General features: G+C 57.3%; 22 protein-coding genes. 15 read left to right on the forward strand and 7 right to left on the reverse strand.

What is annotated here, in order from left to right:
- The first annotated feature begins 80 nt into the window (after positions 1-80).
- The 5 genes from ACUNV4_RS09115 to ACUNV4_RS09135 all read left to right on the forward strand — a co-directional run bounded on the left by ACUNV4_RS09115 (position 81) and on the right by ACUNV4_RS09135 (position 4,531).
- Complete coding sequence (locus ACUNV4_RS09115; RefSeq protein WP_430878202.1) at positions 81-1,085, forward strand: TRAP transporter substrate-binding protein; 1,005 nt, start codon at positions 81-83, stop codon at positions 1,083-1,085.
- A 95-nt stretch (positions 1,086-1,180) separates the two neighbouring features.
- Positions 1,181-1,714, forward strand: a complete 534-nt coding sequence (locus tag ACUNV4_RS09120; RefSeq protein WP_430878203.1) for a TRAP transporter small permease — start codon at positions 1,181-1,183, stop codon at positions 1,712-1,714.
- Between the two features lie 3 nt (positions 1,715-1,717).
- Complete coding sequence (locus ACUNV4_RS09125) at positions 1,718-3,001, forward strand: TRAP transporter large permease (RefSeq protein WP_430878204.1); 1,284 nt, start codon at positions 1,718-1,720, stop codon at positions 2,999-3,001.
- Positions 3,002-3,199: 198 nt separating this feature from the next.
- Positions 3,200-3,970 carry an SDR family NAD(P)-dependent oxidoreductase gene (locus ACUNV4_RS09130; RefSeq protein ID WP_430878205.1) on the forward strand — a complete coding sequence of 257 codons (771 nt, stop codon included), beginning with the start codon at positions 3,200-3,202 and terminating at the stop codon, positions 3,968-3,970.
- A 126-nt stretch (positions 3,971-4,096) separates the two neighbouring features.
- Complete coding sequence (locus ACUNV4_RS09135) at positions 4,097-4,531, forward strand: RbsD/FucU domain-containing protein (RefSeq protein WP_430878206.1); 435 nt, start codon at positions 4,097-4,099, stop codon at positions 4,529-4,531.
- Between the two features lie 274 nt (positions 4,532-4,805).
- Here ACUNV4_RS09135 and ACUNV4_RS09140 read toward each other — a convergent pair whose 3' ends face one another.
- Positions 4,806-6,932 carry a 3-hydroxybutyrate oligomer hydrolase family protein gene (locus ACUNV4_RS09140; protein WP_430878207.1) on the reverse strand — a complete coding sequence of 709 codons (2,127 nt, stop codon included), beginning with the start codon at positions 6,930-6,932 and terminating at the stop codon, positions 4,806-4,808.
- A 54-nt stretch (positions 6,933-6,986) separates the two neighbouring features.
- Here ACUNV4_RS09140 and ACUNV4_RS09145 point away from each other — a divergent pair, with 54 nt between their 5' ends.
- The 5 genes from ACUNV4_RS09145 to ACUNV4_RS09165 all read left to right on the forward strand — a co-directional run bounded on the left by ACUNV4_RS09145 (position 6,987) and on the right by ACUNV4_RS09165 (position 14,199).
- On the forward strand, positions 6,987-8,567 hold the full coding sequence (locus ACUNV4_RS09145; protein WP_430878208.1) for a peptide ABC transporter substrate-binding protein: 1,581 nt from the start codon (positions 6,987-6,989) through the stop codon (positions 8,565-8,567).
- Positions 8,568-8,659: 92 nt separating this feature from the next.
- Complete coding sequence (locus tag ACUNV4_RS09150) at positions 8,660-9,583, forward strand: ABC transporter permease (RefSeq protein WP_430878209.1); 924 nt, start codon at positions 8,660-8,662, stop codon at positions 9,581-9,583.
- A complete protein-coding gene (locus tag ACUNV4_RS09155; RefSeq protein ID WP_430878210.1) occupies positions 9,580-10,494 on the forward strand; it encodes an ABC transporter permease in 915 nt (304 codons plus the stop codon). The genes ACUNV4_RS09150 and ACUNV4_RS09155 overlap by 4 nt, the downstream gene beginning before the upstream one ends.
- A complete protein-coding gene (locus tag ACUNV4_RS09160) occupies positions 10,491-12,440 on the forward strand; it encodes an ABC transporter ATP-binding protein (RefSeq protein ID WP_430878211.1) in 1,950 nt (649 codons plus the stop codon). Before ACUNV4_RS09155 ends, ACUNV4_RS09160 begins: the two co-directional genes overlap by 4 nt.
- Before the next feature lie 208 nt (positions 12,441-12,648).
- Positions 12,649-14,199 (forward strand): glycoside hydrolase family 16 protein, encoded by a 1,551-nt coding sequence (locus ACUNV4_RS09165; RefSeq protein WP_430878212.1) that lies wholly within the window; start codon positions 12,649-12,651, stop codon positions 14,197-14,199.
- 132 nt (positions 14,200-14,331) lie between these two features.
- On the opposite strand, the gene ACUNV4_RS09170 is transcribed toward ACUNV4_RS09165, so the two are convergent.
- The 5 genes from ACUNV4_RS09170 to ACUNV4_RS09190 form a co-directional block, all read right to left on the reverse strand.
- On the reverse strand, positions 14,332-15,687 hold the full coding sequence (locus ACUNV4_RS09170; RefSeq protein WP_430878213.1) for an MATE family efflux transporter: 1,356 nt from the start codon (positions 15,685-15,687) through the stop codon (positions 14,332-14,334).
- A gap of 415 nt (positions 15,688-16,102) precedes the next feature.
- Positions 16,103-16,714, reverse strand: coding sequence for a histidine kinase dimerization/phospho-acceptor domain-containing protein (locus tag ACUNV4_RS09175; protein ID WP_430878214.1), 612 nt, complete (start codon positions 16,712-16,714; stop codon positions 16,103-16,105).
- Positions 16,711-16,986, reverse strand: coding sequence for a hypothetical protein (locus tag ACUNV4_RS09180; RefSeq protein ID WP_430878215.1), 276 nt, complete (start codon positions 16,984-16,986; stop codon positions 16,711-16,713). Before ACUNV4_RS09180 ends, ACUNV4_RS09175 begins: the two co-directional genes overlap by 4 nt.
- Before the next feature lie 18 nt (positions 16,987-17,004).
- Positions 17,005-17,280: a DUF883 family protein gene (locus ACUNV4_RS09185; protein ID WP_430878216.1), complete on the reverse strand. Its 276-nt coding sequence runs from the start codon at positions 17,278-17,280 to the stop codon at positions 17,005-17,007.
- A complete protein-coding gene (locus ACUNV4_RS09190) occupies positions 17,255-17,722 on the reverse strand; it encodes a hypothetical protein (RefSeq protein WP_430878217.1) in 468 nt (155 codons plus the stop codon). Before ACUNV4_RS09190 ends, ACUNV4_RS09185 begins: the two co-directional genes overlap by 26 nt.
- Positions 17,723-17,878: 156 nt before the next feature.
- Between ACUNV4_RS09190 and ACUNV4_RS09195 the strand changes: the two genes are divergently transcribed.
- Entirely contained in the window at positions 17,879-18,772 is an 894-nt protein-coding gene (locus tag ACUNV4_RS09195) for a homocysteine S-methyltransferase family protein (RefSeq protein WP_430878218.1), read from the forward strand.
- A gap of 14 nt (positions 18,773-18,786) precedes the next feature.
- On the opposite strand, the gene ACUNV4_RS09200 is transcribed toward ACUNV4_RS09195, so the two are convergent.
- Positions 18,787-19,368, reverse strand: coding sequence for a TetR/AcrR family transcriptional regulator (locus tag ACUNV4_RS09200; RefSeq protein WP_430878219.1), 582 nt, complete (start codon positions 19,366-19,368; stop codon positions 18,787-18,789).
- Between the two features lie 822 nt (positions 19,369-20,190).
- Between ACUNV4_RS09200 and acs the strand changes: the two genes are divergently transcribed.
- The 4 genes from acs (at position 20,191) to ACUNV4_RS09220 (ending at position 26,087) form a co-directional block, all read left to right on the forward strand.
- Complete coding sequence (acs, locus tag ACUNV4_RS09205; protein ID WP_430878220.1) at positions 20,191-22,131, forward strand: acetate--CoA ligase; 1,941 nt, start codon at positions 20,191-20,193, stop codon at positions 22,129-22,131.
- Positions 22,132-22,272: 141 nt separating this feature from the next.
- Positions 22,273-22,533 (forward strand): DUF4212 domain-containing protein, encoded by a 261-nt coding sequence (locus tag ACUNV4_RS09210; protein WP_430878221.1) that lies wholly within the window; start codon positions 22,273-22,275, stop codon positions 22,531-22,533.
- A gap of 10 nt (positions 22,534-22,543) precedes the next feature.
- A complete protein-coding gene (locus ACUNV4_RS09215) occupies positions 22,544-24,313 on the forward strand; it encodes a sodium:solute symporter family protein (protein WP_430878222.1) in 1,770 nt (589 codons plus the stop codon).
- Positions 24,314-24,545: 232 nt separating this feature from the next.
- Entirely contained in the window at positions 24,546-26,087 is a 1,542-nt protein-coding gene (locus ACUNV4_RS09220; RefSeq protein WP_430878223.1) for a putative nucleotidyltransferase substrate binding domain-containing protein, read from the forward strand.
- Positions 26,088-26,101 lie beyond the last annotated feature (14 nt).

Genomic DNA, 26,101 nt, shown 5'->3' on the forward strand with positions numbered 1-26,101 from the left:
GTGAACCGATCGGTTGGACAGTCAAGCCCACCCCTCGGCCGTGATGTCGCGGCCGGAATACCACTGGAGAAGTTATACCCATGAGTTCAATGACCAAGACGGTTAGAAAAGCGGCTGGCGCATTGCCAGCGTTGGCGCTGACAGCAGCAGCGCTCGTCGCCGGAACGGCACAGGCTGCCGATATGCGTGCCTGGAATATCCATCCGGCCGGCTATCCAAATTCGGATGCCATCGATCAGTTCGCCGCAGAAGTGGAAGAAAACACCGGTGGGGAGCTGAAGATAAAGGTCTATCACGGTGGTGTACTCGGTTCACAGCCCGATGCCATCGAACAGATTCGTCTGGGTGCCATCGACTTCGGACAGTTCAGCCTCGGCCCGATGGGGCAGTCGATCCCAGAGACCAATGTGGTATCGCTACCGTTCATCTTCAAAAGCATTCCGCAGATGTACGAACTGATGGATGGCGAAGTCGGTGACGCCATCGGCGCCGGAATGGAGAAAAAGGGAATCGTGGCCCTTGGTTGGTACGATGCCGGTGCTCGCTCCTTCTATAATTCGCAGCGGCCGATCAACACCCCGGCGGATGTCGAAGGCCTGAAGATCCGGGTCATGAACAATGACCTGTTTGTCGGCATGGTGGAGTCAATGGGTGGCAATGCCACGCCCATGGCCTTCGCCGAGGTCTATCAGTCCCTGAAGACCGGCGTGGTGGACGGTGCTGAAAACAACCCACCGTCCTATGATTCGGTCAACCATTTCGAGGTTGCCCAGTTCTACTCACTGACCGAGCACCTGATCATTCCCGAATGCCTGTGCATGAGCAAGGTCTCCTGGGACCGACTGTCCGATGAGCAGAAGGACATCGTGAAGGCGGCTGGCAAGGCCAGTGCCGAAACTCAGCGCGAACTGTGGAAAAAGCGTGAGACCGAAAGTCTGGAAAAGGTGCAAGCCGCAGGCGTTGTCGTCAACACTGTCGAAGACAAGGGACCGTTCCAGGAAGCCATGGCGCCGGTCTATGATCAGTTTCTGGCAGACAACCCGGATCTGGTCGAGCTGGTTGACATGATGCGTTCGGCTGACTGAATTCATTGATGCGAATGACGCAATTTCCGGCGTGCCTGCACGCCGGGAGTTGCGTTGACCAGTCCATTTTCCGATAACGCAGGAAATAGCCCTCGATGATTGAAAACACGTCGCTGATAGTGAAGGTGTTGCAGAAGCTGCGCGATCTATGCGTGTTCATCAGCAGCATCTCGCTGGTTGTACTCATTCTTACCTTTGCGTGGTTGGTGTTCGGCCGGTACGTGCTGAACCAGACCCCGACCTGGGTTGAGCAATTGGCCCTGGTGCTGGTTGTATGGATCACGTTTCTGGGCGCCGGTGCCGGTGTTCACGACGACACTCATCTGGGCGTGAGTTTCATTCGCGAGGCGATGCCGCCGACCATTCGCCATGTATTGCGGATCGTCTGTGAAGTGACCATGGCAATATTCGGGCTGGTCATGCTCGTTGCCTGTACCGAACTTGTTCAGTTCGGCTGGTCGACCAAACTGCCAATGCTGAATATTCCCGAGGGTATACGTACCCTGCCGGCGGCCATCGCTGGCGGTCTGATTTTCCTTTTCGCTACCGAACGCGCTGTTCGGATGATCCTGGGTGGTGTCTCACCTGAGGAACCTGTTGTACCCATTTCCGACGAACGGAGCGCGTAACTCATGGGACTTGCCCTGCTGCTTGGTCTTTTTTTTGGTGGTGTACTGATCGGCATACCGGTTGCCTTTGCCATGGCCATATCGGCCATCGCCGCGTTCATGTACGAAGGTTTTCCGTTGTTGATCGCGTTCCAGAGAATCACGTCGGGCGTCAGCATCTTCTCGCTGCTGGCGATTCCGTTCTTCATCTTTGCCGGTGAGCTGATGTTGCATGGCGGCATAGCCAAACGCCTGGTCCGCTTTGCCTCGACCCTGGTCGGCCATGTCAGAGGTGGCCTGGCATCTGTCAACATCTTCTCGAGCATGCTGTTCGGTGGTATATCCGGTTCGGCCGTTGCCGATATCTCCGCGCTGGGCTCGCTGATGATTCCTGTGATGAAGGAAAAGGGCTATCGCGGTGACTACGCAGTCAACGTGACGGTCACCTCGTCGATCGCCGGTGTCGTCATTCCTCCCAGTCACAACATGATCATCTACTCGGTAGCCGCCGGTGGTGGACTGTCCATTTCATCGCTGTTTCTGGCAGGTGTGGTGCCGGGTTTTCTGATGTGTGTCTGCCTGGCCATTGCGGCGTACATCATCGCGGTCAAGCACAACTACGCCTCCGAGCCGTTCCCGGGAATGAAGGAAGTGGCGCTGTCGGCGGCCGCTGCATTGCCAGGCTTCATCACTGCCGTCATCATCGTGGGCGGTGTCCTGTCCGGCGTGTTCACCGTGACCGAATCCGGTGCGTTTGGTGCTATCTATGCCCTGGTACTCACAGCTTTGGTGTATCGCTCATTGAGCTGGCAGAGTTTCAAGATTGCCGTTGTCACATCGGTTCGCACCACGGCCATGGTCATGATACTGATCGGCTGTGCCAATGCATTCGGTTATCTGCTGGCCTTGTACAACGTGCCGGAACTGCTGGCCTCGGCTCTGACTGCCATCTCCGACAACCCGCTGATCATCATCCTGATGATCAACATCATTCTGCTGGCACTGGGAATGATCATGGACATGGCGGCGTTGATCCTGATCTGCACTCCCATTTTCCTGCCGATTGCCGCCGGTCTGGGCATGGACCCCATCCAGTTCGGCATCATGTTGTTGATGAATCTCGGACTGGGACTGTGCACGCCCCCTGTCGGCGTCTGTCTGTTCGTCGGCTGTGCGGTCGGTCAGGTACCCATCGAAGAAGCCATTCGCACCATCTGGCCTTTCTATCTCGCCATGCTGGCTGCATTGCTGCTGGTGGCCTACATACCGGCAGTGTCACTCTGGCTGCCGGGCGTTCTGGCCGGCTAGCTGAACCCGGTGCGCCTCTGCTGGCGTACCGGGCCAGTGATACATCGCGTGAGGTCATTGCGGCACGGAATGGCCGTTATCGGCATCGCGGCATGACTGTCGTTGCCAGGGCCCGTCATTGCCGTGACGGGCCTTTTTCGTTCTTTGGCGGCCTCGTGAAGCCTCGCCTTCATCCACTTTATCTGCTTCAGGAAAATCATGACAAACACGAACAAGATCGCTGGCAAGAACGTGCTGATCACCGCCGGTGCCCAGGGAATCGGTGAATCGATCACCAGGCATTTCATCGACGGCGGTGCCAATGTTGCCATTCATTATTTTTCCAGCGCCGACGTTGCTGATGAGCTGGTCGAATACGCAATCGGCAAGGGACAGAAGGCGGTTGCCATCAGTGGTGATCTGACCAGAGAAGAGGACGCGACGGCATTGGTCGAGAAGTCGGTCGATGCCCTGGGTGGTCTGGACATACTGATCAACAACGCAGGGTCGCTGGTTGCACGCCGGATGCTGAGCGAGATGGACACGGAATTCTGGAACAAGGTCATGGACATCAACCTGACCTCCATGATGTTCGTGACCCGAGCGGCGTCTGCGCATCTTGCCGCGAATGACAACAGCAGTATCGTCAATCTGGCATCACTGGCAGGGCGCAAGGGAGGGCATCCGGGTTCACTGGCCTACTCGACCAGCAAGGGCGCAATCCTCACACTGACACGCGCCCTCTCTGCAGAACTGGGGCCTCAGGGCATCCGTGTCAACGCCGTTGCACCGGGGCTCATTCTGGGTACCTCGTTTCACAATACGCACACGACCAAGGAATCGGCGGATGCGACGACCGCAGGCATTCCCATCCAGCGCGCCGGTAATGCCGCGGATGTGGCGCGTGCCGTGGTATATCTGGCATCCGAATACGATGGCTTCATCACTGGTGCCACGCTGGACATCAATGGCGGTGTCTACAACATGTAGCGTGCTCCGTCACCGAGCATGAAGCGTTGCCCCCGGAGTGTTGCCGTGGGGCATTGCTCTGATCCGACAATGGCGGCAATGGACCGTCAGCTGTCAGCCTCTTGTCTGCTTACCGGGAAACACTCCGTGCTGAAAACACCGATCATTCATCCGACGATCATGGAAGCCATTGCTCGCTCGGGTCATTATTCGCAGATTGTCATCGCTGACGGCAATCTGGCTGTCGGTGCCCTGAACGGACCCAACTCGACTACTGTGCACCTGAATTTTCGGCCGGGACTGCTGGACGCCCTGACCGTGCTCGAGGGAGTGCTGGACATCTGTCCCGTGCAAGGTGCGATTGTCATGGAAAAGCCGGCTGACGCCAACGCGGAGATTCACGATGCCTACAAGGCCTTGCTGGGTGATGTCACGTGGGATGAACTGGAGCGTTGGGCCTTTTACGACAAGATCAGAGAGCCGGCGACGACATTGATCATCCAGACGGGCGAGCAGCGTCGCTTTGCCAATCTGATCCTGACCGTGGGAGTGGTCAAGATGGCAGAAGAGAGTGGTTTCTAGGCGGCATCGGACTGACAGCGGAAACACGAGTGGTTTCCAGGCGGCATCAGACTGGCAGCGGAAACAAGAGTGGTTTCCAGGCGGCATCGGACTGACAGCGGAAACACGAGTGGTTAACAGGCGGCGTCGGACTGGCAGCGGAAACACGGTATTCAGTCAGAGCATTGGCGCAGAGAAAAGCGGTCTCCAGGCGGCGCCAGGGCTGCAGTTGTTGCAAGCCCCTGCCTGAGCGGAAATCAATCCGTTCGGGCAGGGGCTGCGCTGTCCCCGGATCCTACTGCGGAATGCTCAGTACCGAATCCTCGTACTTGATGAGTCGGTCCGTGGCGACGTCCATGGCAATCTCTCCCAGGTTCTCGGGAGTGACCACTCCGCCCGAGGGGGCTGATGTTGCAACGACCTGACTCTCCGGCAAGGCGCTTCCCTGCGTGAGGTGGTCATGCATCAGGTCCAGTGACTGTTTGAAGTAGTAATCGATCGGCAGAAATTCCATGCCAGCCAGCGCATAGCTGCCGAGCAGAAAATCCAAGTGCTGCGCATGCGGTACCTCATAGTATTTCAAGGCACTGGCGTCACCTTCTACCTGCTGATTCAACGCGTAGTAGGGGCGGGAGGAGTGGTTGACGGGAATCAGACCGTCGGCACGTCCGTGCACCATGATCGTAGGCACGCCGTGCAGATCGCCATCAGCGCGTATCTCCTCGATTCCACGGTTGAGTCGCTCATGCAGCGGATTGGCTTCGTTGTCGCGCAGATCCTGCCAGCACAGGGCACCTTCCAGATTGTAGTCCAGCTCACCGGAGTTGGAGGCTGCTGCAATCTGGATGGCAGCACCACCTGGTGCATCGTCCTTGATCAGGTAGACTCCGGCGGTTCTGGGTACACCATTACTGTCTGCCGACAAGGTTGCCAGTCGCGAATAAGGTGCTGGAGCTGTCGTTCCAGCCACTACATGAGCCATGCTGATCTGACACAGGGAGTCGACAACCGAGCTGCGTGTGTACGCATTTCCATAGGTAGTAATCAGAGACTGGAACAGATCGATCCCCGAGTAGCCCACCAGGATTCTGGTGGATTCCTGAAGGTATCCTGCATCCAGCAGTTTCTGGTTGGACTGTTCACCCAATGAGGAAATGTCACCCGGTTCGAGTAGCCCTGCGGCTACCAGCGCGTTGCAACGGGCCGTCGTGTCGCCGCGCGATTCGGCAAACATGGCACCGGCATTGACTGGCGCCTTGCTTGCGCAGCCGGCATACACCTCGGACACCAGCATGTAATCGTAGAAAGGGACAGAGTGTTCGGTAACAGGGCCACGTCCATCCATGTTGATCGTGAATGCGGTAGCGGCCGGCATAGGGCTGATATTGGGTTCACCAACAACAATGCCATCGAAGACACTGCCATCGGATTGCTCGGCTGCACGCAGTATGGCCGAGCCCCCGTTGGACGCGCTGGCCCCGATGATCAGAGTATTGTCAGGGGTGAAACTCTGCTCGAATTCGGTGCTCAGTGTGTTCAGCGCAAACTGTATCGATTGCAAGGTATGCAGTCCCCAGTCCTTCTCGACATTCTTCTGGGAATGCGCATGCTTGAAGGCATAACGATCAGGGTTGGCCTCGACATAGGCTGCCAATTCGGCATTGGTGGGCAGCACCACACCTGCATAGTCGGTGCCCGGCTCGGGAACACGTTCCTGAGTGGGTACCTGGAAGCTGGCCTCTGCTGCATCACTGTCATTCAGATCGATGGCTTGCAAGGCAAGGTCAAAGCCGATGTTCTGCGTCAGCTCAACGGCTCCCGTGCCCTTGTTGGCGTCGGTATAGGTCACGGCGCAGCCCTTGGCCAGAGCCCACTCACCCGTGGTTCCCACTGCACCATAGGCATTGCGAGAACCCGATGACGGGGCGGCAACCAGGCAGGGGTCATCGGGATCGAAGCTGTCTGGCAGTTGCAGCATCAGCGTCGCTCGATTGATGCCATCTCCGACGAAGGCCCGGTATTCAGTGCCGGGAAAACGCGTGTCGTCCAGGGGGCCATAGAGCGTGCCAAAGCCTCCCTCGGCGCGGGTATCCACCAGTGCCGTGTAATTGGCATGCAAGGTGGCACGGCGCAATTCAGCGGCGGTGGGGGAATCGGGATCGTTGTAGAAGTCGGGTGGGTCGAGCAGACCGCTCAAGCCGAAGCCGCCCAGCAGACCATCGTCATCTCCCTCATGTCGTTCACTGGATACCGCGCCGAGAGAATCGATGTTGATCACTGCACTCTGTTCGTCAGCCGGGTCATCATCACTGTCCGAACATGCCGAGATCGTGACCGTCAGACCGACAGCCAGGGACAGAACAACCGACCGGCTGATGCCAAACGTCCTTTTGTAAATTCGCGTTCCGTTCAAAGCTTGCAAGAATACACTCCTCAACGATACAGTGTGACGTTGATCGTACACGAGAGTTGATACATGAAAACATGCAGTCTGCGAAATTTGCTGGGTGCCGGATTGCTGGCACTGATGGGAGGTCTGGCCTCTGCCGCTACCATCAATATCCACAACGGTGGTGATCCGACTTCGCTGGATCCGCACAAGCTGTCGGGGGATTGGGAGAACCGCATTGCCGGTGACATCTTTGAAGGCTTGGTCACCGAAGATCCGAAAGCAGAACCGATACCCGGACAGGCATCCGAATGGACAGTCTCGGATGATGGCCTGGTGTATACCTTTACCCTGCGCGATGGTGTGCAATGGAGTGACGGCACCGCGGTGACAGCCGGTGATTTCGTCTACGCGTTTCAGCGTCTGATGAATCCCGAGACTGCCGCGGTCTATGCGTACTTGCAGTACAGCATCAAGAATGCGGAAGCGATCAACACCGGTGAGATTACCGAGCTTGATGAACTGGGTGTCAAGGCTCTTGATGACAAGACCCTGGAGATCACGCTGGAGCGTCCCACCCCTTATTTCATCGGGGCTTTGACGCATTACACGGCTTATCCGATTCCGGAACACCTGCTGGAGAAAGTCGGTGATGACTGGGTCAAGATCGAGAACATCGTGACCAATGGTCCATACAAGCCGGTTGACTGGGTGCCCGGCTCACACGTGACAACTGTCAAGAATGAAGGCTATTACGCAGCAGATGACGTCAGCATCGAGGGTGCAAAATTCTTTGTGCTGGAAGATGAATCAGCGGCACTCAAGCGCTATCGCGCCGGGGAGTTCGATATCCTTACCGAGTTTCCCACCGACCAGTACGCCTGGATGGAGGAGAATCTGCCGGGACAGGCGCAGGTTGCCCCATATGCAGGCTTGTATTACTACGTTGTCAATCACAACAAGCCACCGTTTGACAATGCTGATGTGCGCAAGGCGCTGTCCATGAGCATCAACCGCGAAGTCATCGGCCCGCAGATACTGGGAACCGGCGAGTTGCCAGCCTACTCCTGGGTACCACCGGGCATGGCCAATTACGACGAACCTTATACAGTGGACTGGAAGGACATGCCTTACGGGGACAAGGTGGCCGAGGCCGGGCGCCTGCTGGCCGAAGCCGGTTATGGCGCGGACAATCCTCTGAAGTTGCAGTTGCGCTACAACACCAACGAGAACCACAAGCGCATCGCGGTGGCCATTGCCGCCATGTGGAAGCCATTGGGCGTCGATGTCGAGCTGTACAATACCGAAACCAAGGTGCACTACGATGAATTGCAACGTGGTGTTCTGGATGTTGCTCGTGCCGGTTGGTTGGCTGACTACAATGATGCCGACAATTTCCTGAATCTGCTGAAATCCACGGTCGAGCACAATTATGGCCGGTACAACAATCCGGAATACGATGCACTGGTGGACAAGGCCAATGCAACGGGCGATACGGCAGAGCGGGCGGCGCTGCTGCACGAGGCCGAAAAGCTGGCTCTGGATGAATCAGCCGCTATCCCCATCTACTATTATCTGGCGCGCAATGTGGTGTCTCCCAGAGTCAAGGGCTATGTGAACAACGCGTTTGACATACATCGCACTCGCTGGCTGGAACTCGTCGACTAGACGATCTCGGTTTCGATTTGCCGATGTGTACCCACCGGGCCGACTGAGGGCTCCGGTGGGTATTCCGATTTGCCAGCCTGGCTGATTACCCGATGCTCAATTACGCGTTCCGGCGTCTGTTATCGACCATTCCCGTACTGTGGATAGCGATAACCGCCTGCTTCTTTGTCCTGAGACTCGCTCCCGGCGGTCCGTTCGATGGCGAAAGACCCTTGCCGGAAGCCATCAAGCAGAATCTGGCCGCCCACTACAATCTGGATAAATCACTCTTCGAGCAGTACCTCATTTATCTGGGCAAGCTGCTGCAGGGTGACCTGGGGCCGTCCTTCATCAATCAGGATTTCACTGTCTCGGAGCAGTTGCTGGTTGGACTGCCCTACACACTGATAATCGGTGGTCTGGCTTTCTTTCTGTCTATCCTGCTGGGTATCACGGCGGGTATTCTCGGGTCGGTCTACCGCAATCGTCTGCCGGATTATCTGATCGGTATGATCATCCTGACCGGACTGGTGTTGCCCAATTTCCTGGTCGCACCGATTCTGCAGCTGTTCTTCGGACTCAAGCTGGAATGGTTGCCGGTCGGTGGCTGGGGCGGTGGTGCTCTGTCGCATATCGTGCTGCCCGTGGTCGTGCTGGCTCTGCCTCATGTCGCCCGAATTTCCCGCCTGACGCGAGGTGCGATGATCGAGGTCATGCACAGCAATTTCATTCGAACCGCCAGATCGAAAGGACTGGGAGGGGGCAGCATCGTCTGGCGCCATGCCCTCAAACCGACTCTGACGCCCGTGGTGTCCTATCTGGGGCCCGCCGCCAGCTATCTGCTGACCGGTTCGCTGGTGGTGGAGACCATCTTCGGGCTGCCGGGCATTGGCCGCTATTTCATCAATGCAGCGCTGAACCGGGACTATGGCATGGTGCTGGGCACGGTCGTGTTCTACATGATACTGATCGTCGTGCTGAACCTGATCGTCGATATTCTCTATGCCTGGCTTGACCCGCGAGTACGCTCACGATGATTTTTCGAAAAGCCAAACTCGCCATTCTCGAGGCAGCTCTGGATGATGGGGCGGAACTGACACCCGGTCGCAGTCAGTTTCAGGATGCCGTGGCACGGCTACGTCGCAACAAGGCGGCGGTAGTCTCGTTGCTCATGCTGATACTGCTGGTCGTGTTCGCGATCGCCGGTCCCTGGTTCATTCCCCACAACTACGAAGACCCGGACTGGGCAGCGTTCAGAGCGCCACCGTCGCTGGAAGGCGGGCACTGGTTCGGCACCGATCAGAATGGACGTGATCTGCTGGCCAGAACGCTGTTCGGCACTCGGGTATCGCTGCTGGTGGCCCTGATTGCCACAGTGGTGTCGGTTGTCATCGGCGTCAGTTACGGTGCCATAGCCGGGTATGTGGGAGGTCGTGTCGATCAGGCCATGATGCGCTTTGTCGATATCATGTATGCCTTGCCCTATATCCTGTTCGTGATCCTGTTGATGGTGATTTTCGGGCGCAATGTGTTCCTGCTGTTTGCGGCCATCGGGGCGCTGGAATGGCTGACCATGGCGCGGATTGTCCGCGGGCAGACCCTGTCGATCAAGCAGCGTGAATACATCGAAGCGGCACGCGCCTCCGGACTGGGGACCACGGCCATCATCTTCAGGCACATCGTGCCGAACCTGGTGGGTTCGGTGGTCATCTATGCAACCCTGACCATTCCCGAAATCGTGGTGGTCGAGAGTTTTCTGTCCTATCTGGGGTTCGGTATCCAGGAACCGCTGACATCGCTGGGCACACTCATTGCCGAAGGGGCCGACGTGCTGGAAGTTCTCCCCTGGCTGCTGTGGTTTCCGGCAGCCTTTCTGGTGGTTCTGCTGCTGAGCCTGCTGTTCATCGGTGATGGCTTGCGTGATGCCTTTGATGCGAGGGACCGATGATGCAGACCATCGAGAACCCGGTACTGAATATCAGTGACCTGCAAGTACGGTTTCAGACCAACGACGGAATCGTGGAGGCGGTCCGTGGTGTCGATGTGCAAGTCGCGGCTGGCGAATGCCTCGGCGTTGTCGGTGAATCCGGCTCGGGCAAGAGTCAGACCTTTCTGGCGGCCATGGGCCTGCTGGCCAGTAATGCCACGGTGACCGGGCGTGTGGAGTTTCATGGTCAGAATCTGCTGGACCTGACATTGCGCGAACTCAATCGCATTCGTGGTCGGCGCATTTCCATGATCTTTCAGGACCCGTTGACGGCGCTGACCCCGCATCTGCGTATCGGGGTGCAGATGCGCGAAGTGCTGCAGACCCATCAACGCATGAGCGATCATGATGCACGGCAATGTTGTCTGCAGTGGTTGCAGAACGTGCGCATTCCGGAGGCGCGTCATCGACTGTCGCAGTATCCCCACGAGTTGTCCGGCGGCATGCGACAACGCGTCATGATCGCCATGGCCATGTTGTGTGAGCCGGAGTTGCTGATCGCCGATGAGCCCACCACGGCACTGGATGTCACCATTCAGGCCGAGATTCTGGATCTGATGGATGAGTTGCGGCGCGACCACGGTACCGCCGTTGTACTGATCACCCACGACATGGGGGTCGTTGCTCGCATGTGTGATCGTGTACAGGTCATGCGTCAGGGAGAATACGTGGAGCAGGGCAGTTGCGAGGACGTCTTCTATGGCGCACGGCACCCTTACACCAGAATGCTGCTTGAATCGGTGCCGCGCATCCGGGTTGATGGCGAAGCCTCGACACTTGACGGGGGCAGGCCCGAGGAGGGCGGAATGACAAATCCGCATCAGAACGAGGTGCTGGAAACGCCGGAAACCTCGGAAACACCGGAAACACCGGAATCCTCGGCGGCCGCGCAGAACCCTTCGATCAGGGGCAGCGATGATCCAACGGGAACACTGCTTCGTGTTCGCAATCTGCGTGTCACCTTTCCCGTACAGTCCGGCTGGTTCAGCAAAAGGCGTGAACTTCGAGCCGTGGATGGCATTGGATTCGATCTGGCCGCCGGGGAGACGCTGGGTATCGTTGGAGAATCCGGCAGTGGCAAGTCCACGCTGGCGCGGGCCATTCTGCAGTTGATCGAGCCGACTTCCGGTCAGGTCAACTGGCAGGGACAAGAGCTGACAGTCTCCACGCGACAGGATCTTCAGGCATTCAGGCAGGATGCGCAGATCGTGTTTCAGGATCCACTGGCCAGCCTTGACCCGTCCATGACCATTGGCGACAGCATGGCGGAGCCGCTGAAAGTGTTCGAGCCGGGACTGGACCGACAGCAGCGTACCCGGCGCGTGGCGGACATGATGGAGCGAGTCGGGCTTTCGCATGCCTTGATCAACCGGTATCCTCACGAACTGTCTGGTGGGCAGAATCAACGGGTCGGCATTGCCAGGGCCATGATGAGCCGCCCGAAATTGCTGATCTGTGATGAGGCGGTATCCGCACTTGATGTCTCGATACAGGCGCAGATTCTGGCCTTGCTGAAAGATCTCCAGCAGGAGTTCGGATTGTCACTAATCTTCATCTCCCATGACCTGTCGGTGGTATGGGAGGTATCCAGTCGGATTCTGGTGATGTACCTCGGCTCGGTGGTCGAGCTGGCATCGCGTGATGACCTGTTCGCTCGTCCACAGCACCCCTACACGCGTCAACTGGTGTCTGCCGTGCCGGTGCCGGATCCGCAACTGGAGCGTGCCAGAAGCCGCATCAAGCTGCAGGGGGAGTTGGCGTCACCGATGGAGACAGGCGCACGCCTGCGGTTTCTGCCGTCGAGGCGCTCATCACTGCCGCCGGACTATGTACCGGCTCTGGATGAACGTTATCCGGATCACTTCGTGGCGGAACATGACCCGTTGGAAAGTCTCCTGCAGCCATGAGACGACGAAACACACAATAGTTCACAGTTCAGCCTGAAAACCAGTGAAAATGGGCATCTTGGACACCGAGGAACAGCAAATACCTGCCTCTGCTTGCGGGTTCGCAATTCATTTGGCATTGACCTGATGAGCCAGTACAACCAGAATTCACGGTTGCAAATAACTGCTCTGACACTCCTTGATCATGATGATTTTCTCACGGACCGGCATGGCCGGTTTTTTTATGGCCAGCTTGCTGGTTATTTCCGGATGCAGCGACTCCTCGTCGTCGACGCCTCTGAATGACGGTAGTCCTGTCGACGGTGGCACTACCGGTGATCAGACCACTGGCGGAACCGATACGGACGCTGGCACTGATACCGGAACCGATACCGATGCGGGTACTGATGCCGGAACCGATGCTGGCACTGATACCGGTGCAGGTACTGATGCCGGAACCGATACTGGCACTGACACCGGAACCGATAATGGCACTGATACCGGTGCAACGGTGGGATTGCCAGGTAACACGCCTGATGACGATGGGGCGCTGGCTCCTCCGGTCTCCGGTGGCAATGACCTTTCCGGCGGAGATGATGACAGCCCGACCGCCGCAGAGACGGCCTCCCTGGTTGGTCCTTCCATCAAGGATGAATCCCGCAGCGCTGGACCACCGTCAGTACCCACGGACCTGACGCTGTTGCTGGCCGCCGAGAAATGGATCGAGTTCACCTGGGCACCTTCCACGGATGACCAGGCTGTCAAGGCCTACGAAATCTATCGCGATGGCAGTCTGATTGCGACAGTCAGCAATACCGAATACGAGCACGACATCCGCAGCTGGTTGAGCACGTCGTTCATCGACTGCAACTTCACTCGTTACACCGATTGCCCGTCCCGAGAGCCGGTGCCGGGTGCCAGCTACAGCTACGCCGTGGCGGCCGTTGACAACGAAGGCATGCGTTCCGAGCTGTCAGAACCTGCTGTCTTCACCTTCGAGGAACTGCAGGGCACTACCCCTGACCTTGACGGTTATGTGCAGGTGTTCGATGAAGAATTCGATGGAACCGATCTGGATAGAAGCCTGTGGAAAGCCGCATTGCCGTGGGGGCCTGATACCACCATCAACGGTGAGATGCAGTACTTCGTGAACATCTTTGCGTCAGACCCCATCGATTACACGCCGTTCGAATTCACTGGCGAAACACTGATCATCACCGGACAGGAAACGCCAGCGGAATTGCTGCCAGCAGTCAACAACAAGCCTTATCTGTCGGGTGTCATTACCACGGCCGACTACTTCGAAATGACCTACGGCTACGTGGAAATGAGTGCCAAGGTGGCTGGTGGTGACGGTCTGCTGTCGACGTTCTACCTGTTCAATCAGGATTATTACAAGAACAAGCCGGAAATCGACATTGCCGAATACATCGGTTCACGCCCTGACAAGGTCTACCAGACCTATCACTATTACGACAGCAATCGTGCGCGCTCCAACAGTGGTGAGAAGCATTCATCACCCACGATGGAAACGGCTACGGGTGAAGACCTCAGCGCGGGTTTCCACAAGTACAGTGTGCTGTGGGAGCCAGGTCTGGTTGTCTGGTATCTCGATGGTCAGGAAGTGCGTCGTCTGACAGGTCCTCGTGTCTCCGATGAGCCAATGAACATCATCGCGCATCTGGTGGTGGGCAGCAGCTGGATTGGTGAGCCTTCCGCGGAGTCGGTGCCTGCCGAGTTCGAAATCGACTACATCAAGGCCTGGCAGAAGCAGCCCTAGGCCAGATATGTTGGGGGGAGCGTACAAGGCTCCCCCTCTGCTCGGATCGGTTCGACCTGCAGGTCGAGCAGATTCCGCAAGGTCGACTCCAGAAGCCCCGTTTGCCTCGACAGGCGAATGGGGCTTCTTTCGTTACTGGAGGGGTGTTCTGGTCGGGCGTTGGTCTGATTCCGTTTCCGGTTTGCCGCCTGCCAGCCTGAGCAGTTGGCGCAAGGTGTACCAATGCGCTACCAGTGATGCGATCACGACGACACTGATGATCGTGTAGAAGATCGACATCATCGGGAAGCCTTGGTGAACAATGAGCCAGTAGTTGATGCTCACGGGGATGACCAGCTGACGTGCAATTCCCATGTACATCGGAAACAGGGGGCGCTTCATGGCCTGCAATGTGGCTGTGCTGAGGAACAGAACGACGTAGGCGTAAAAGGCGATCGCATCGATTCGCAGGTAAGTTGCACCGGTGGCCTGAATGGCCGGATCACTCGAAAAGAAGCTCATCATGGCAGGCGACAGATACACCATGACCGGTATCGATACAGCTGCCATGGCCAGGCCGATCTGCAGACCCTTGATGTAGGTTTCCCTGACCCGTTGCGGCTGGCCCGCGCCCAGATTCTGACCGGCTATGGCCATGACCGCGGTATTCAGGCCCAGAGCGGGCAACAGCAAAACCTGTTCAAGTCTGAGACCGACCGAGTAGCCGGCTACGTGTTCGCTGCCGAAGCGGCCAATCAACGACAGAGTGATGAAACCTCCCACGATGATCGTGAGCATGTTGAAACTGGCAGGCAATACCTGACGCAGCAGTGTCAGCCAGCTTTCCCACTGACAACGAGGAACACTTCTACGCCCCAGTTCTCTGGTCAGCACATGATAGAGGTACAGTGCTGACGCCCCCTTGATGAGGACCGTGGCCAGAGCCAGCCCTGTCACACCCAGTTGCAGACCGAATGTCAGCAAGGGGTTGAGAAGCAGATTGGCCAGAAAGCCCATGGCCAGAGCATTACGATTGGAGCGTGTGTCGCCGATTGCCATCAGGGCACCGGCGGCGGCGAAGGTCAGAATGAAGGTGAAGGAACCCCACAGGGTGGTTGCGATGTACTCCATGGACAGTGGTGCAACATGGGGTTCAGCACCCAGAAACCGGATCAGGGGCTCGGCCAGAAACCAGCCGCACAGTGTGACCAGCACACTGAAGAACAATGCCAGTCCGAACGCCTGATCCACCCAGAAGGCGACACGGTCTCGTTGCCCGCGGCCTGACTCTGGTGCAATGACCGCCGAGGCCCCTGTCTGAATGCCTATGCCCACAGCCAATAACAGGAAGAACACACTGCCGGCGATGGAGACGCCTGCCAGTGCATCATCGGAGATGCGTCCGGCGAACCAGAAGTCCGTCAGGTTGTACAGGGTGTTGAATATCATTCCCATGGACGCAGGAATGGATAGTCTTGCCAGATGGCCCAGTACAGATCCAGTGGTCAATGAAGGGGAGGGAGACTTGATGGTTGTCAGACTCGCTAGCTGGTCTTGCGATCCTGCCTGGCAGGTACCCATCCGCTGGCCCTGCAGGTCGGGCAGCGTCTTGCATCGAGGTAGCCTGCGCCTTTACAGGTCTGACAACTGAGCCAATCGGTAAAGCGATCCCGTTTGAGCCAATGGCCCTCGCAAGGGGAGGCGCCCGACACGCTCCTGCCACAGACGCCGGTCGCGGTTTGCTTGTCATAACTGTACGCGCCGCACAGGGAGCAAACGGCGCAAGGCAAGGAACGGGCGGTCATGAGTCTGTTATAAGCTTGTTCTGCTGACCAGGTCCGGAATGATACTCACTCCGGACCGAAAAATGTAACCTGTCATGTAGGCATGTAGCGAGCGATGCCACCCCATGTTCAGTCCGGACTCACCCCGGTTTCTCTGCGAACTCGTTCAGCACCTGTACGGCAGTCTCGATGGAACGGCGTACCGCAAGGATATCGTCGGACTGCACGGCATCACCCTGTTGGGCATCCTCCAGCATCAACTCGGTTGTCAGAAGGGCTCCCTGAAGCGGAGTGCGAATTTCATGCTGCAAGGTCTTGACCTTGCCCTTCGGTTCACGAGAAGACGGCTCATCCGGCGTAGCTTCGGAGCTCTTGAGCTGACGGACGCCCTCTTCTATCAGCTGGTCGATGGTCTGCATGGTGTGCGAGAGCTCCGTTGTCATGGCCGTTTTCCGGTCGTCATCCGGGGAACTGAGCAGCAGACGCTGCAGCAGTGAAATCTGACAACTACGCAACTCGGCATGGACGGCGGGTGCGGGCAGGTCGTCCGAGTCTGCCAGTGTTCCCAGTCTGGTAGACCATTCGCTCATGAGTGACTTCGATGGCCGCCCAGCCTGCGGGCCTGCGTGGTGATTCGCGATCTTCAGAAAGATGGAGGCGATCTCTTCACGCGAATCCGATGAGAATTGCTGCTCATCCAACGACTCACAGCGTGAATCCCAGGCATTCAGTAGATCGTTTCGACGGTTCATGTCAGGAAGCGCTTGATCAGAGGGGAGGCCTTGCCGGCGACCTTGATCGCCGACAATGCCAGACTGGTTACCTCAAGCGTTGCCGGAGCCGCACGCCTGAATCGAGTGAGCAGCACGCCCGCGGCAAACGGCCACAGCAGCGCCGCCGGTCGCGAGAAATAATCGTTGCACTCTTCCTTGCATTCGTGAGCGATGTGGTCCAGTGTCGCCTGAGCTTCGCACTGCCTCAGCCAGGCCTGTTCCACCGCAATTCTCTTGCTGTCGAGCAACACGTCGCGGCTCTCCTGCGCCTATCGTCGTTTGATCAGCAAGGTGGCAAGTACGCCTGCTGCAAAGGCAATGCCCGCTGCCTGCACGGGCTTTTCGTTGATGTATCGGGTGACCGTACCACTCAACTCAGCGACGGAGTCTTGCAACTCGGCCTCCAGTTCATGCGCCCTGTCGACCACATCCTCGGCTTTCTCACGCGCCTTCTCCAACGTATCGAAGGCCTTTTCCTCTGCCGTATCGATGGCGTCTCTGGCCGCTTGCTTCAGTTCTTCAGGCTTGGTGACTGTTTGTGACATGATTTTCTGCTTCCGTTGGTTGAATTCTGTTGTCGCCGGTCTTGCCCAGACTGGTCTGCAGGGCCTGCCGGGTACGCCGAAAGGCCATGAGACGGCTGAGTTTCAGCATGATCAGCACGAGCGCCGTACAGATAACAATCTGCAGACCCAGCAGGATTGCAAAAGACGACAGGGAGCCGAGTCCTGCGCTCAGCAGGGCGGCGTAGGCCGTCGCCAGGGCGACCAGCCAGGTAATGGGGATCATCACCACAAGGATCACCAGCAGGGCGACCAGCAACCCCGCGCTGCTCATCGCCAATCTGGCCTCGGCTATCGCCAGTTTCAGTGTGGCGGTGGTAACATCCGCCGTCGCCAATGCGCGTTCCAGCAAGACAGTGATGACGTCCTGAACACCGGGTGTTCTGGTCGCTGTGTCATCAAGATCGGTGTCCTGGATTGTCATAGACTGCTGGCTCCAAGCAACTGACCCGTTCAGTGCTTTTTGATGGTGGTGATGATCGCCCAGTGTGCAGGTGCAACCAGTCTCTTGTAAATGCTACATGGCAGGCAAACCCGCCTCATTGGCGGCTTGATCAAAGTCAACGGAAAAGAAAGAACAATGCACGAAGTCGTACTGATGGATGGCGGCATGGGTCAGGAGTTGATTCGTCGCTCGGGGAAGGCACCAACACCGCTCTGGTCGGCCACGGTAATGCTGGAACAGCCGGAACTGGTCGAGGCGCTCCATGTCGACTTCATTCAGGCCGGCGCAGAGGTCATTACCATCAACGCCTATTCGAGTACACCTGAAAGACTCGCCCGGGATGCCGATGTCAGTCTGTTCGATGCGCTGCAGACCGGCGCCTGTGAAGTGGCGCAGCGTGCGCGGGACAAGGCGGGTAACGACAAGGTGCGCATAGCGGGCTGTCTGCCGCCACTGGTTGCCAGCTATCGTCCGGATCTGGCCCCGGGCACGGAGCGGTCTCTGCAGCTGTACCGACAGATCTGCGACATGCAGGCACGCCACGTTGATCTTTTCCTGTGTGAAACCATGGCCTCACAAGCCGAGGCGGTGACGGCCGCAGGCGCTGCCTGTGAAACCGGATTACCAACCTGGCTTGCCTTGACACTGGATGACCGCAATCCGCAGAAACTGCGTGGCGGTGATGACTTGAGCGATGTTCTGGCTGCGCTGCGTGAACTGCCACTGCAGGGTCTGTTGCTCAATTGCTCGAGGCCCGAGACCATCGAAGCTGCGTGGCAGACGCTGATTGCAGGGACCGAATTCCCTGTCGGTGCCTATGCAAACGGGTTCACGGCAATCGATGCTCTGCAACCGGGAGGAACCGTCAGCTCCCTGCAGGCGAGAAACGATCTGCCCCCCGAGCACTACGCGGACTTCGCGATGCGCTGGGTAACTCAGGGGGCATCCATGGTTGGAGGTTGCTGTGAGGTTGGGCCGGAGCACATCGCCTGTCTGCGACGCCGTCTGGACGAGCGGTCAGGTTCCTGAGCGAGCGGCCCTTCTCAGCATACGGTTGCTTCTGTCAGCGGCAACTTCACGAGTTGCAACAGTGCCGTCTTCTGGGCGTTCAGGCGATCGGAATTGCGCATGACCCGGTCCACCAGAAGGGCACCTTCGAGGCCGGTTATCGCGAGTCTGGCGATCTCGAGTGAGGAGAGCTCGGTCGTCAGTGAGGCACGATTGTTCTCCAGCAATTGCGCCAGCCAGTTCTCCAGATTGGTGAACACGTTGGCCAGCAGCGCCTGGTTATCAGCATTCAATACGGCAAACTCGGACGCCATCATGCACAGCAGGCAGATGCGATCCTCCTGGGCAACCCTGGCAAATACATCGACAAAGGCCAGAATCCGGTTCCTGAGCGGCGCATCGCTGGCAGCTATGGACTCCAGTTCCAGAAACAGTCTGTCTCGGTATTGTTCGATCAGGGTCCGGGCAAGATCCGCCTTTTCCGGAAAATGGTAATGCACGCTGGAGGACTTGATGCCGACTTCATCGGCCAATGTCCGGAAACTCAACGCTTTCAGTCCGGTACGTTGCACAGATCCTTCGGCTATCTCGAGCAGCCGGCTTCGATTGTCATTCATTTTCATGTGTCCCTACGGTTGTTTCTCCGTATCGAAAGAGGTTGTCGCCAATGGCGCCTCATGTGTATCCCGTGCGTATGGTACGACAGGATTGGTCAATCGACTTAGTGTCGGGAGTCACACTTGTAGTTATATATGGTCACTGAACAGCGGGTTCTCGATCGTTGAAACAGGCGTTGAAGACCTGCATTTCCACGGTTTGCGGACATATAATGCGCTTTTCCGGCTCAATACAACCCTGGGGCCTGGTGAGTCCTGATTGCCCGGTCTCGATGGTGGTTCGCCAGCCGTGATCTGTCAGCGGTGAAAGGTCACGTTGCCGACGCATCCGTACCGGATCAGATGCCTGGCGGCTTGGCGGTATAACGGCACTTCGACTGAATCGAAATGGTGCAAGGTGTTACCTGGAGCTTCCGTATGACATTGTCGTTACTCGTTGGCTTGCATCGCGTGCACCGGCTAGTGCAGGCGCCAAAATTGTCCTGAATCAAGGAATCGCCACTTCTGCACGAGTTCGCTGAGCAACTGAAAGTTAACAGGTGACTGTCAGGCAGTTTGTTGTTACTTTTGGTAACAAGTGTGTTGAAAAATGCCGTCAAATATTCGACTTTTGATTGGAGGTTCTTCAAGTTGTTGAATTCAAAGGAGAATAAATAGCTCTGGATTCAATCCTCAAATTCACTACAATTTTGCAACAGGTTAGTCGGGAAACAGGTTTCTACGCTGTCGTGATCCTTGGCTGCAAGCACCCAGATGGTGCAGTCATGTTGTGTGATGAAGCATTCGGGTCAGCGTACTGAACGGGAAAAAGGAGCAGAACTCATGAGTAATGACTTACGGCCAGTACCGGCTGAATTCGCTGCCAATGCATTGGCTGATGATGCGAAGTATCAGGCAATGTATGCGCAGTCGGTGGAAGATCCGGAATCCTTCTGGGGAGAGCAGGGCAAGCGCCTCGACTGGATGACCCCTTACACCAAGGTCAAGAACACTACCTACGAGTACCCGAACGTATCCATCAAATGGTACGAAGATGGTGAACTCAATGTCAGCGTGAACTGCATTGACAGACACCTGGCATCTCGCGGCGATCAGGTTGCGATCATCTGGGAAGGTGATGATCCTTCCGACGACAAGAAGGTTACCTACAAGGAACTGCATGAACACGTCTGCCGTCTGGCCAACGTCTACAAGTCACTCGGCGTAGGCAAGGGAGATCGTGTCATTCTGTACATGCCCATGATTCCCGAAGCCGCCTACGCCATGTTGGCCTGCGCACGTATCGGTGCCATTCATTCGATCGTGTTCGGTGGGTTCAGTGCGGACGCGCTGGCCGACCGCATTACCGGGTCGAATGCCAAGCTTGTAGTAACCGCTGACGAGGGGCTGCGCGGTGGACGTAGCGTGCCACTCAAGGCCAATGCCGACAAGGCGCTGGAAAAGGTTGCCCATGAGGTCAACATGGTTGTGGTACAGCGTACCGGCGGTCAGATCAACATGCGAGATGGTCTGGATCACTGGTATCACGAGAAGACCGAGGCGGCGTCGACCGACTGTGAGCCCGAGCGAATGAATGCCGAGGATCCGCTGTTCATCCTGTACACCTCGGGATCCACGGGCATGCCCAAGGGCGTGGTACATACCACCGGCGGCTATCTCGTCTATGCGTCCATGACCCATGAATACGTGTTCGATTATCACGATGGCGACATCTACTGGTGTACGGCCGATGTAGGCTGGGTTACCGGACACAGCTATATCGTCTACGGTCCACTGGCCAATGGTGCTACCACTCTGATGTTCGAAGGCGTGCCCACCTATCCCAGCCCATCCAGATTCTGGGATGTGTGCGAGAAGCACAAGGTGAATATCTTCTATACGGCACCCACAGCCATTCGCGCCCTGATGGGGGCCGGTGAGGAACATGTCAGCAAGGCCGATCTGTCTACCCTGCGAGTGCTCGGATCGGTGGGCGAACCCATCAATCCGGAAGCCTGGAAATGGTATGACGAAGTTGTCGGCAAGGGTCGTTGCCCGATTGTCGATACCTGGTGGCAGACGGAAACCGGCGGCATCCTCATTACCCCGCTACCGGGTGCAACTGCCACGAAACCCGGATCGGCCACTCGTCCGTTCTTCGGGGTGCAGCCTGTCATTCTGGACGCTGAAGGCAACGAACTGACCGAGACCGAAACCGAAGGTGTGCTTTGCATCCGTGATAGCTGGCCCGGGCAGATGCGCACGGTCTACGGTGATCACGAGCGCTTCGTGTCCACCTATTTCGAAACTTTCAAGGGCTACTACTTCACCGGTGACGGCTGTCGACGAGATGCAGACGGCTACTACTGGATCACTGGCCGAGTGGATGATGTCATCAATGTATCGGGCCATCGCATGGGTACGGCCGAAGTCGAGTCGGCCCTGGTGGCTCACGCCAAGGTATCCGAGGCCGCGGTCGTCGGATTCCCGCATGACATCAAGGGGCAGGGCATATACGCCTACGTCACTCTGATGGAAGGTGAAACGCCGACCGAAGAGCTTCGCAAGGAGCTTGTTTCCTGGGTAAGACAGGAAATCGGACCCATTGCATCACCGGATCTCATCCAGTGGGCACCCGGTCTGCCGAAAACCCGTTCGGGCAAGATCATGCGCCGCATTCTTCGCAAGATTGCGGAGAACGACTACGCCGCACTCGGCGATACCTCGACGCTGGCAGATCCGAGCGTTGTGGACGAGCTGATCGAAAACCGCGCCAATGCCTGACCCGGGCCTGACGCTGTCTTGAAGTAAATCCGGTCATGGCCAGAGAGCATCACGAGGTGTGCATGCTTCTCTGGCACCAACCGGACCCATGAATGTTCCACCACTTAAACCAGAAGCATCAGCTTCAGGAGGTACTGTCGCGTGTCTGAAAACTCTTCCAACAACGAATATTGGGCGGCCAATATACGCTTGGTCAAATTCTGCCTGGTCATCTGGGCAATCGTCTCTTTCGGGTTCGGAATCATCTTGCGCCCATTGCTCTCGGGTATCACCGTTGGTGGCACCGATCTCGGTTTCTGGTTCGCACAACAGGGATCCATCATTGTCTTTCTGATTCTGATTTTTTTCTATGCGTGGCGAATGAACGCGCTGGACAAGAAATTCGGCGTCGACGAGGAATAGGACTCAACACATGGAACAGTACACACTCAATCTGCTGTTTGTAGGAGGAACCTTCCTTCTCTACATCGGCATCGCTGTCTGGGCACGCGCTGGCTCGACGTCGGAATTCTATGCAGCCGGTCGCGGGGTTCATCCTGTCCTGAACGGAATGGCGACAGCCGCAGACTGGATGTCGGCAGCATCGTTCATTTCGATGGCAGGTCTCATTGCCTTCTCCGGCTATGACAGCTCCTCCTATCTGATGGGATGGACAGGTGGCTACGTGCTGCTTGCCCTGTTGCTGGCACCGTATCTGCGAAAGTTCGGTAAATTCACGGTACCGGAATTCATCGGCGATCGTTTCTACAGCACAACGGCCCGCATGGTGGCAGTTGCCTGTCTGATCATTGCCTCGATAACCTACGTCATCGGTCAGATGACAGGTGTCGGTGTTGCGTTTTCCCGCTTCCTGGAAGTCAGCAACGATGCCGGGCTGTTCATTGGTGCCGCCATCGTATTCTTCTACGCGGTTCTCGGCGGCATGAAAGGCGTCACCTATACCCAGGTGGCTCAGTACTGCGTGCTGATTCTTGCCTACACGGTACCTGCCATCTTCATCTCGTTTCAGTTGACAGGCGTGGCACTGCCTCCCATCGGTCTGTTCGCCGATCATGCAGCTTCCGGTGTCCCATTGCTGACCAAACTGAACCAGATCGTCACCGAACTGGGCTTCCAGTCCTACACCGAACACCACACCAACACGCTCAACATGGTGCTGTTCACCTTGTCACTGATGATCGGTACGGCAGGTCTGCCGCACGTCATCATCCGCTTCTTCACCGTTCCCAAGGTGTCTGATGCTCGCTGGTCAGCGGGTTGGGCCCTGGTATTCATCGCGCTGCTGTATCTGACTGCTCCGGCTGTTGGCGCCATGGCACGCATGAATCTCATGGATACCATCTATCCTCAGGGTGCTCAGGCTGAATCGCTGAACTACGACGAACGTCCTGACTGGATGAAGAACTGGGAAGTCACCGGTTTGCTGAAGTTCGAAGACAAGAACGGCGATGGACGCATTCAGCTCTACAATGATGCTTCCGAAGAGTTTGCAGCCACCGCCGAAGCCAATGGATGGCAGGGCTCCGAGCTGGATGTCAACCGTGACATCATCGTGCTGGCGAACCCGGAAATCGCGGCTCTGCCAGGCTGGGTCATCGCACTGGTTGCGGCCGGTGGTCTGGCAGCGGCCTTGTCGACAGCGGCCGGATTGCTGCTGGCCATATCGTCGGCTGTGAGTCATGACGTGGTCAAGGGCACGCTTGCGCCGAACATCTCGGAGAAGGGAGAGTTGCTGACGGCTCGAGTGTCCATGGCGGTAGCCATCGGTGTGGCAACCTGGCTGGGCTTGAATCCACCGGGATTTGCTGCGCAAACGGTTGCCCTGGCGTTCGGACTTGCGGCAGCGACGATCTTCCCGGCGTTGATGATGGGTATCTTCTCGGCTCGTGTGAACAACAAGGGCGCGGTAGCAGGCATGTTGACAGGCTTGTTCTTCACCATCATCTACATCTTCCTGTACAAGGGCTGGTTCTTCATTCCGGGAACCAACCAGTTGTCGGATACGCCTGATGGCTGGATGTTCGGTATCTCGCCACTGTCGATTGGTGCCGTTGGTGCGATGATCAACTTTGCGGTCGCCTTCACGGTATCCAATGCAACGGATGAGCCGCCGAAGGAAATCCAGGAGCTGGTCGAGAGTATCCGCGTACCACGTGGTGCTGGTGCGGCAACGGATCACTAAGGTCTGAAAACCGGACCGGCAGGCAATTGTCGGTTCGGTTTCAGTCTTTTTGATATCGATGAGAAAGGCTTGCATGCAAATGCAGGCCTTTTTTTTCAGCCACTTGTCGAGCTGATGTGCGCTCTCGTCAAGTTGGTTTCGATCTGCTCGGTGCTGTCAGCTGTTGACGGTGCTCAAAGAGCCCCTGCGCCGATGGCGTATATTGTCGTGATGACCAGAGTAGATGATCGGCATGCCTGATAACCCGGAAGAATCGCCAACCGCCCCGTCGCAGAGCCCTGTTGGGCAATTGCCCGCGGCCGCCACGGCGGCACGCAGCATGTCGCCGTCGGTCTATGCCGAGGCCGGCTCCGAGCGTCTGTCGAGTGTGAAGGTCAGTGAGTTGATGAGTGTCGATCCGCATACCATCGAGCAGACGGATTCCATCCGGCTGGGTGCGCAGCGCATGCTGGAACATCGCATTTCCTGCCTGCCCGTGGTGCGTGACGATGTCCTGGTCGGGCTGGTCACGGAGGCGGATTTCGTGGGGCGTGTGGTGGCCACTGCCGTGTCCGTGGATCAGGCCGTCAGTTCGGTAATGACCTCACAGCCACTGCATGTCAGCCCCGAGCACAGCGTGCTCGATGTACTGACTCTGATGACCCGACATCGTATCGCGCATATGCCGGTGTGCATCGAAGGACAACTGGTGGGTATCGTGACCCAGACTGATCTTGTTCGCCATCAGGTTGCATCATCGGTGTTCATGGTCGGGGACATCAGCCGCATGAAATCGAGCGCAGCCATTGCGGAGATCGTGCAGCAACTGCCCAGATTGCTGTGTTCGCTGGTTGGTAACGGTAGTAGCGCCTTCGAGACCGGACGTATCATGAGCTCCATCACCGGTGCCGTGACACGCAGGCTGCTGGAGCTGGCGAAGCAGCGGTTCGGCCCTGCGCCGGTTGCCTATGTCTGGCTGGCCTGTGGTTCTCAAGGTCGGCAGGAACAGACCGGCGCGACCGATCAGGACAATTGTCTGATGCTGGATGACAGCTACGATCCGGACATCCATGGTGACTATTTCACACGTCTGGCGGAGTTCGTTTGCGACGGGCTGAATGAATCCGGTTATGTGTATTGTCCTGGTGACATGATGGCAAGCAACCCGAAATGGCGGCAGCCCCTGTCTGTCTGGCGTGGTTATTTCGATGAATGGATCGAACGGCCCGGGCCAATGGCGCAGATGCTGGCAAGTGTCATGTTCGACCTGCGGCCCATTCACGGTGCCGCCTGTCTGTATGAGCCCTTGCGCGATGCCGTTCTGGCCAAGGCCCGCAAGAACAGCCTCTTTGTGGCACACATGAGCAGTAACAGTCTGACCCATCGCCCGCCACTGGGCTGGTTTGGTCGATTCCGGAAGGAGTCATCCGGTGAACATCGAGGCAAGATCGACCTGAAGCATGGTGGCGTGGTACCGATCGTGGACCTGGCGCGTGTCTATGCATTGTCTGCGGGCATTCCGGTGGTGAATACCACGGAGCGTCTGGGGGCAGGTGTGGACTCGCCGGTACTGAGCCAGTCGGGAGCACTGACTCTCAAGGATGCGCATGAAGTTATCCTGATGATCCGACTGCGACATCAGGTCAGGCAGATCAAGCAGGGGCAAAAGCCGGACAACTTCGTCGATCCGGCCTTGCTGCCGGCCTCTGAACGGGATCGGCTGCGCCGTGCCCTGCAATCAGTCAAGGAGATACAGGCGGCGATGAACAATCGTGTCGCGGTTCTCGGTCGCTAACTCAAATTCAAGAC

It is taken from the genome of Granulosicoccus sp. 3-233 (assembly GCF_052681095.1).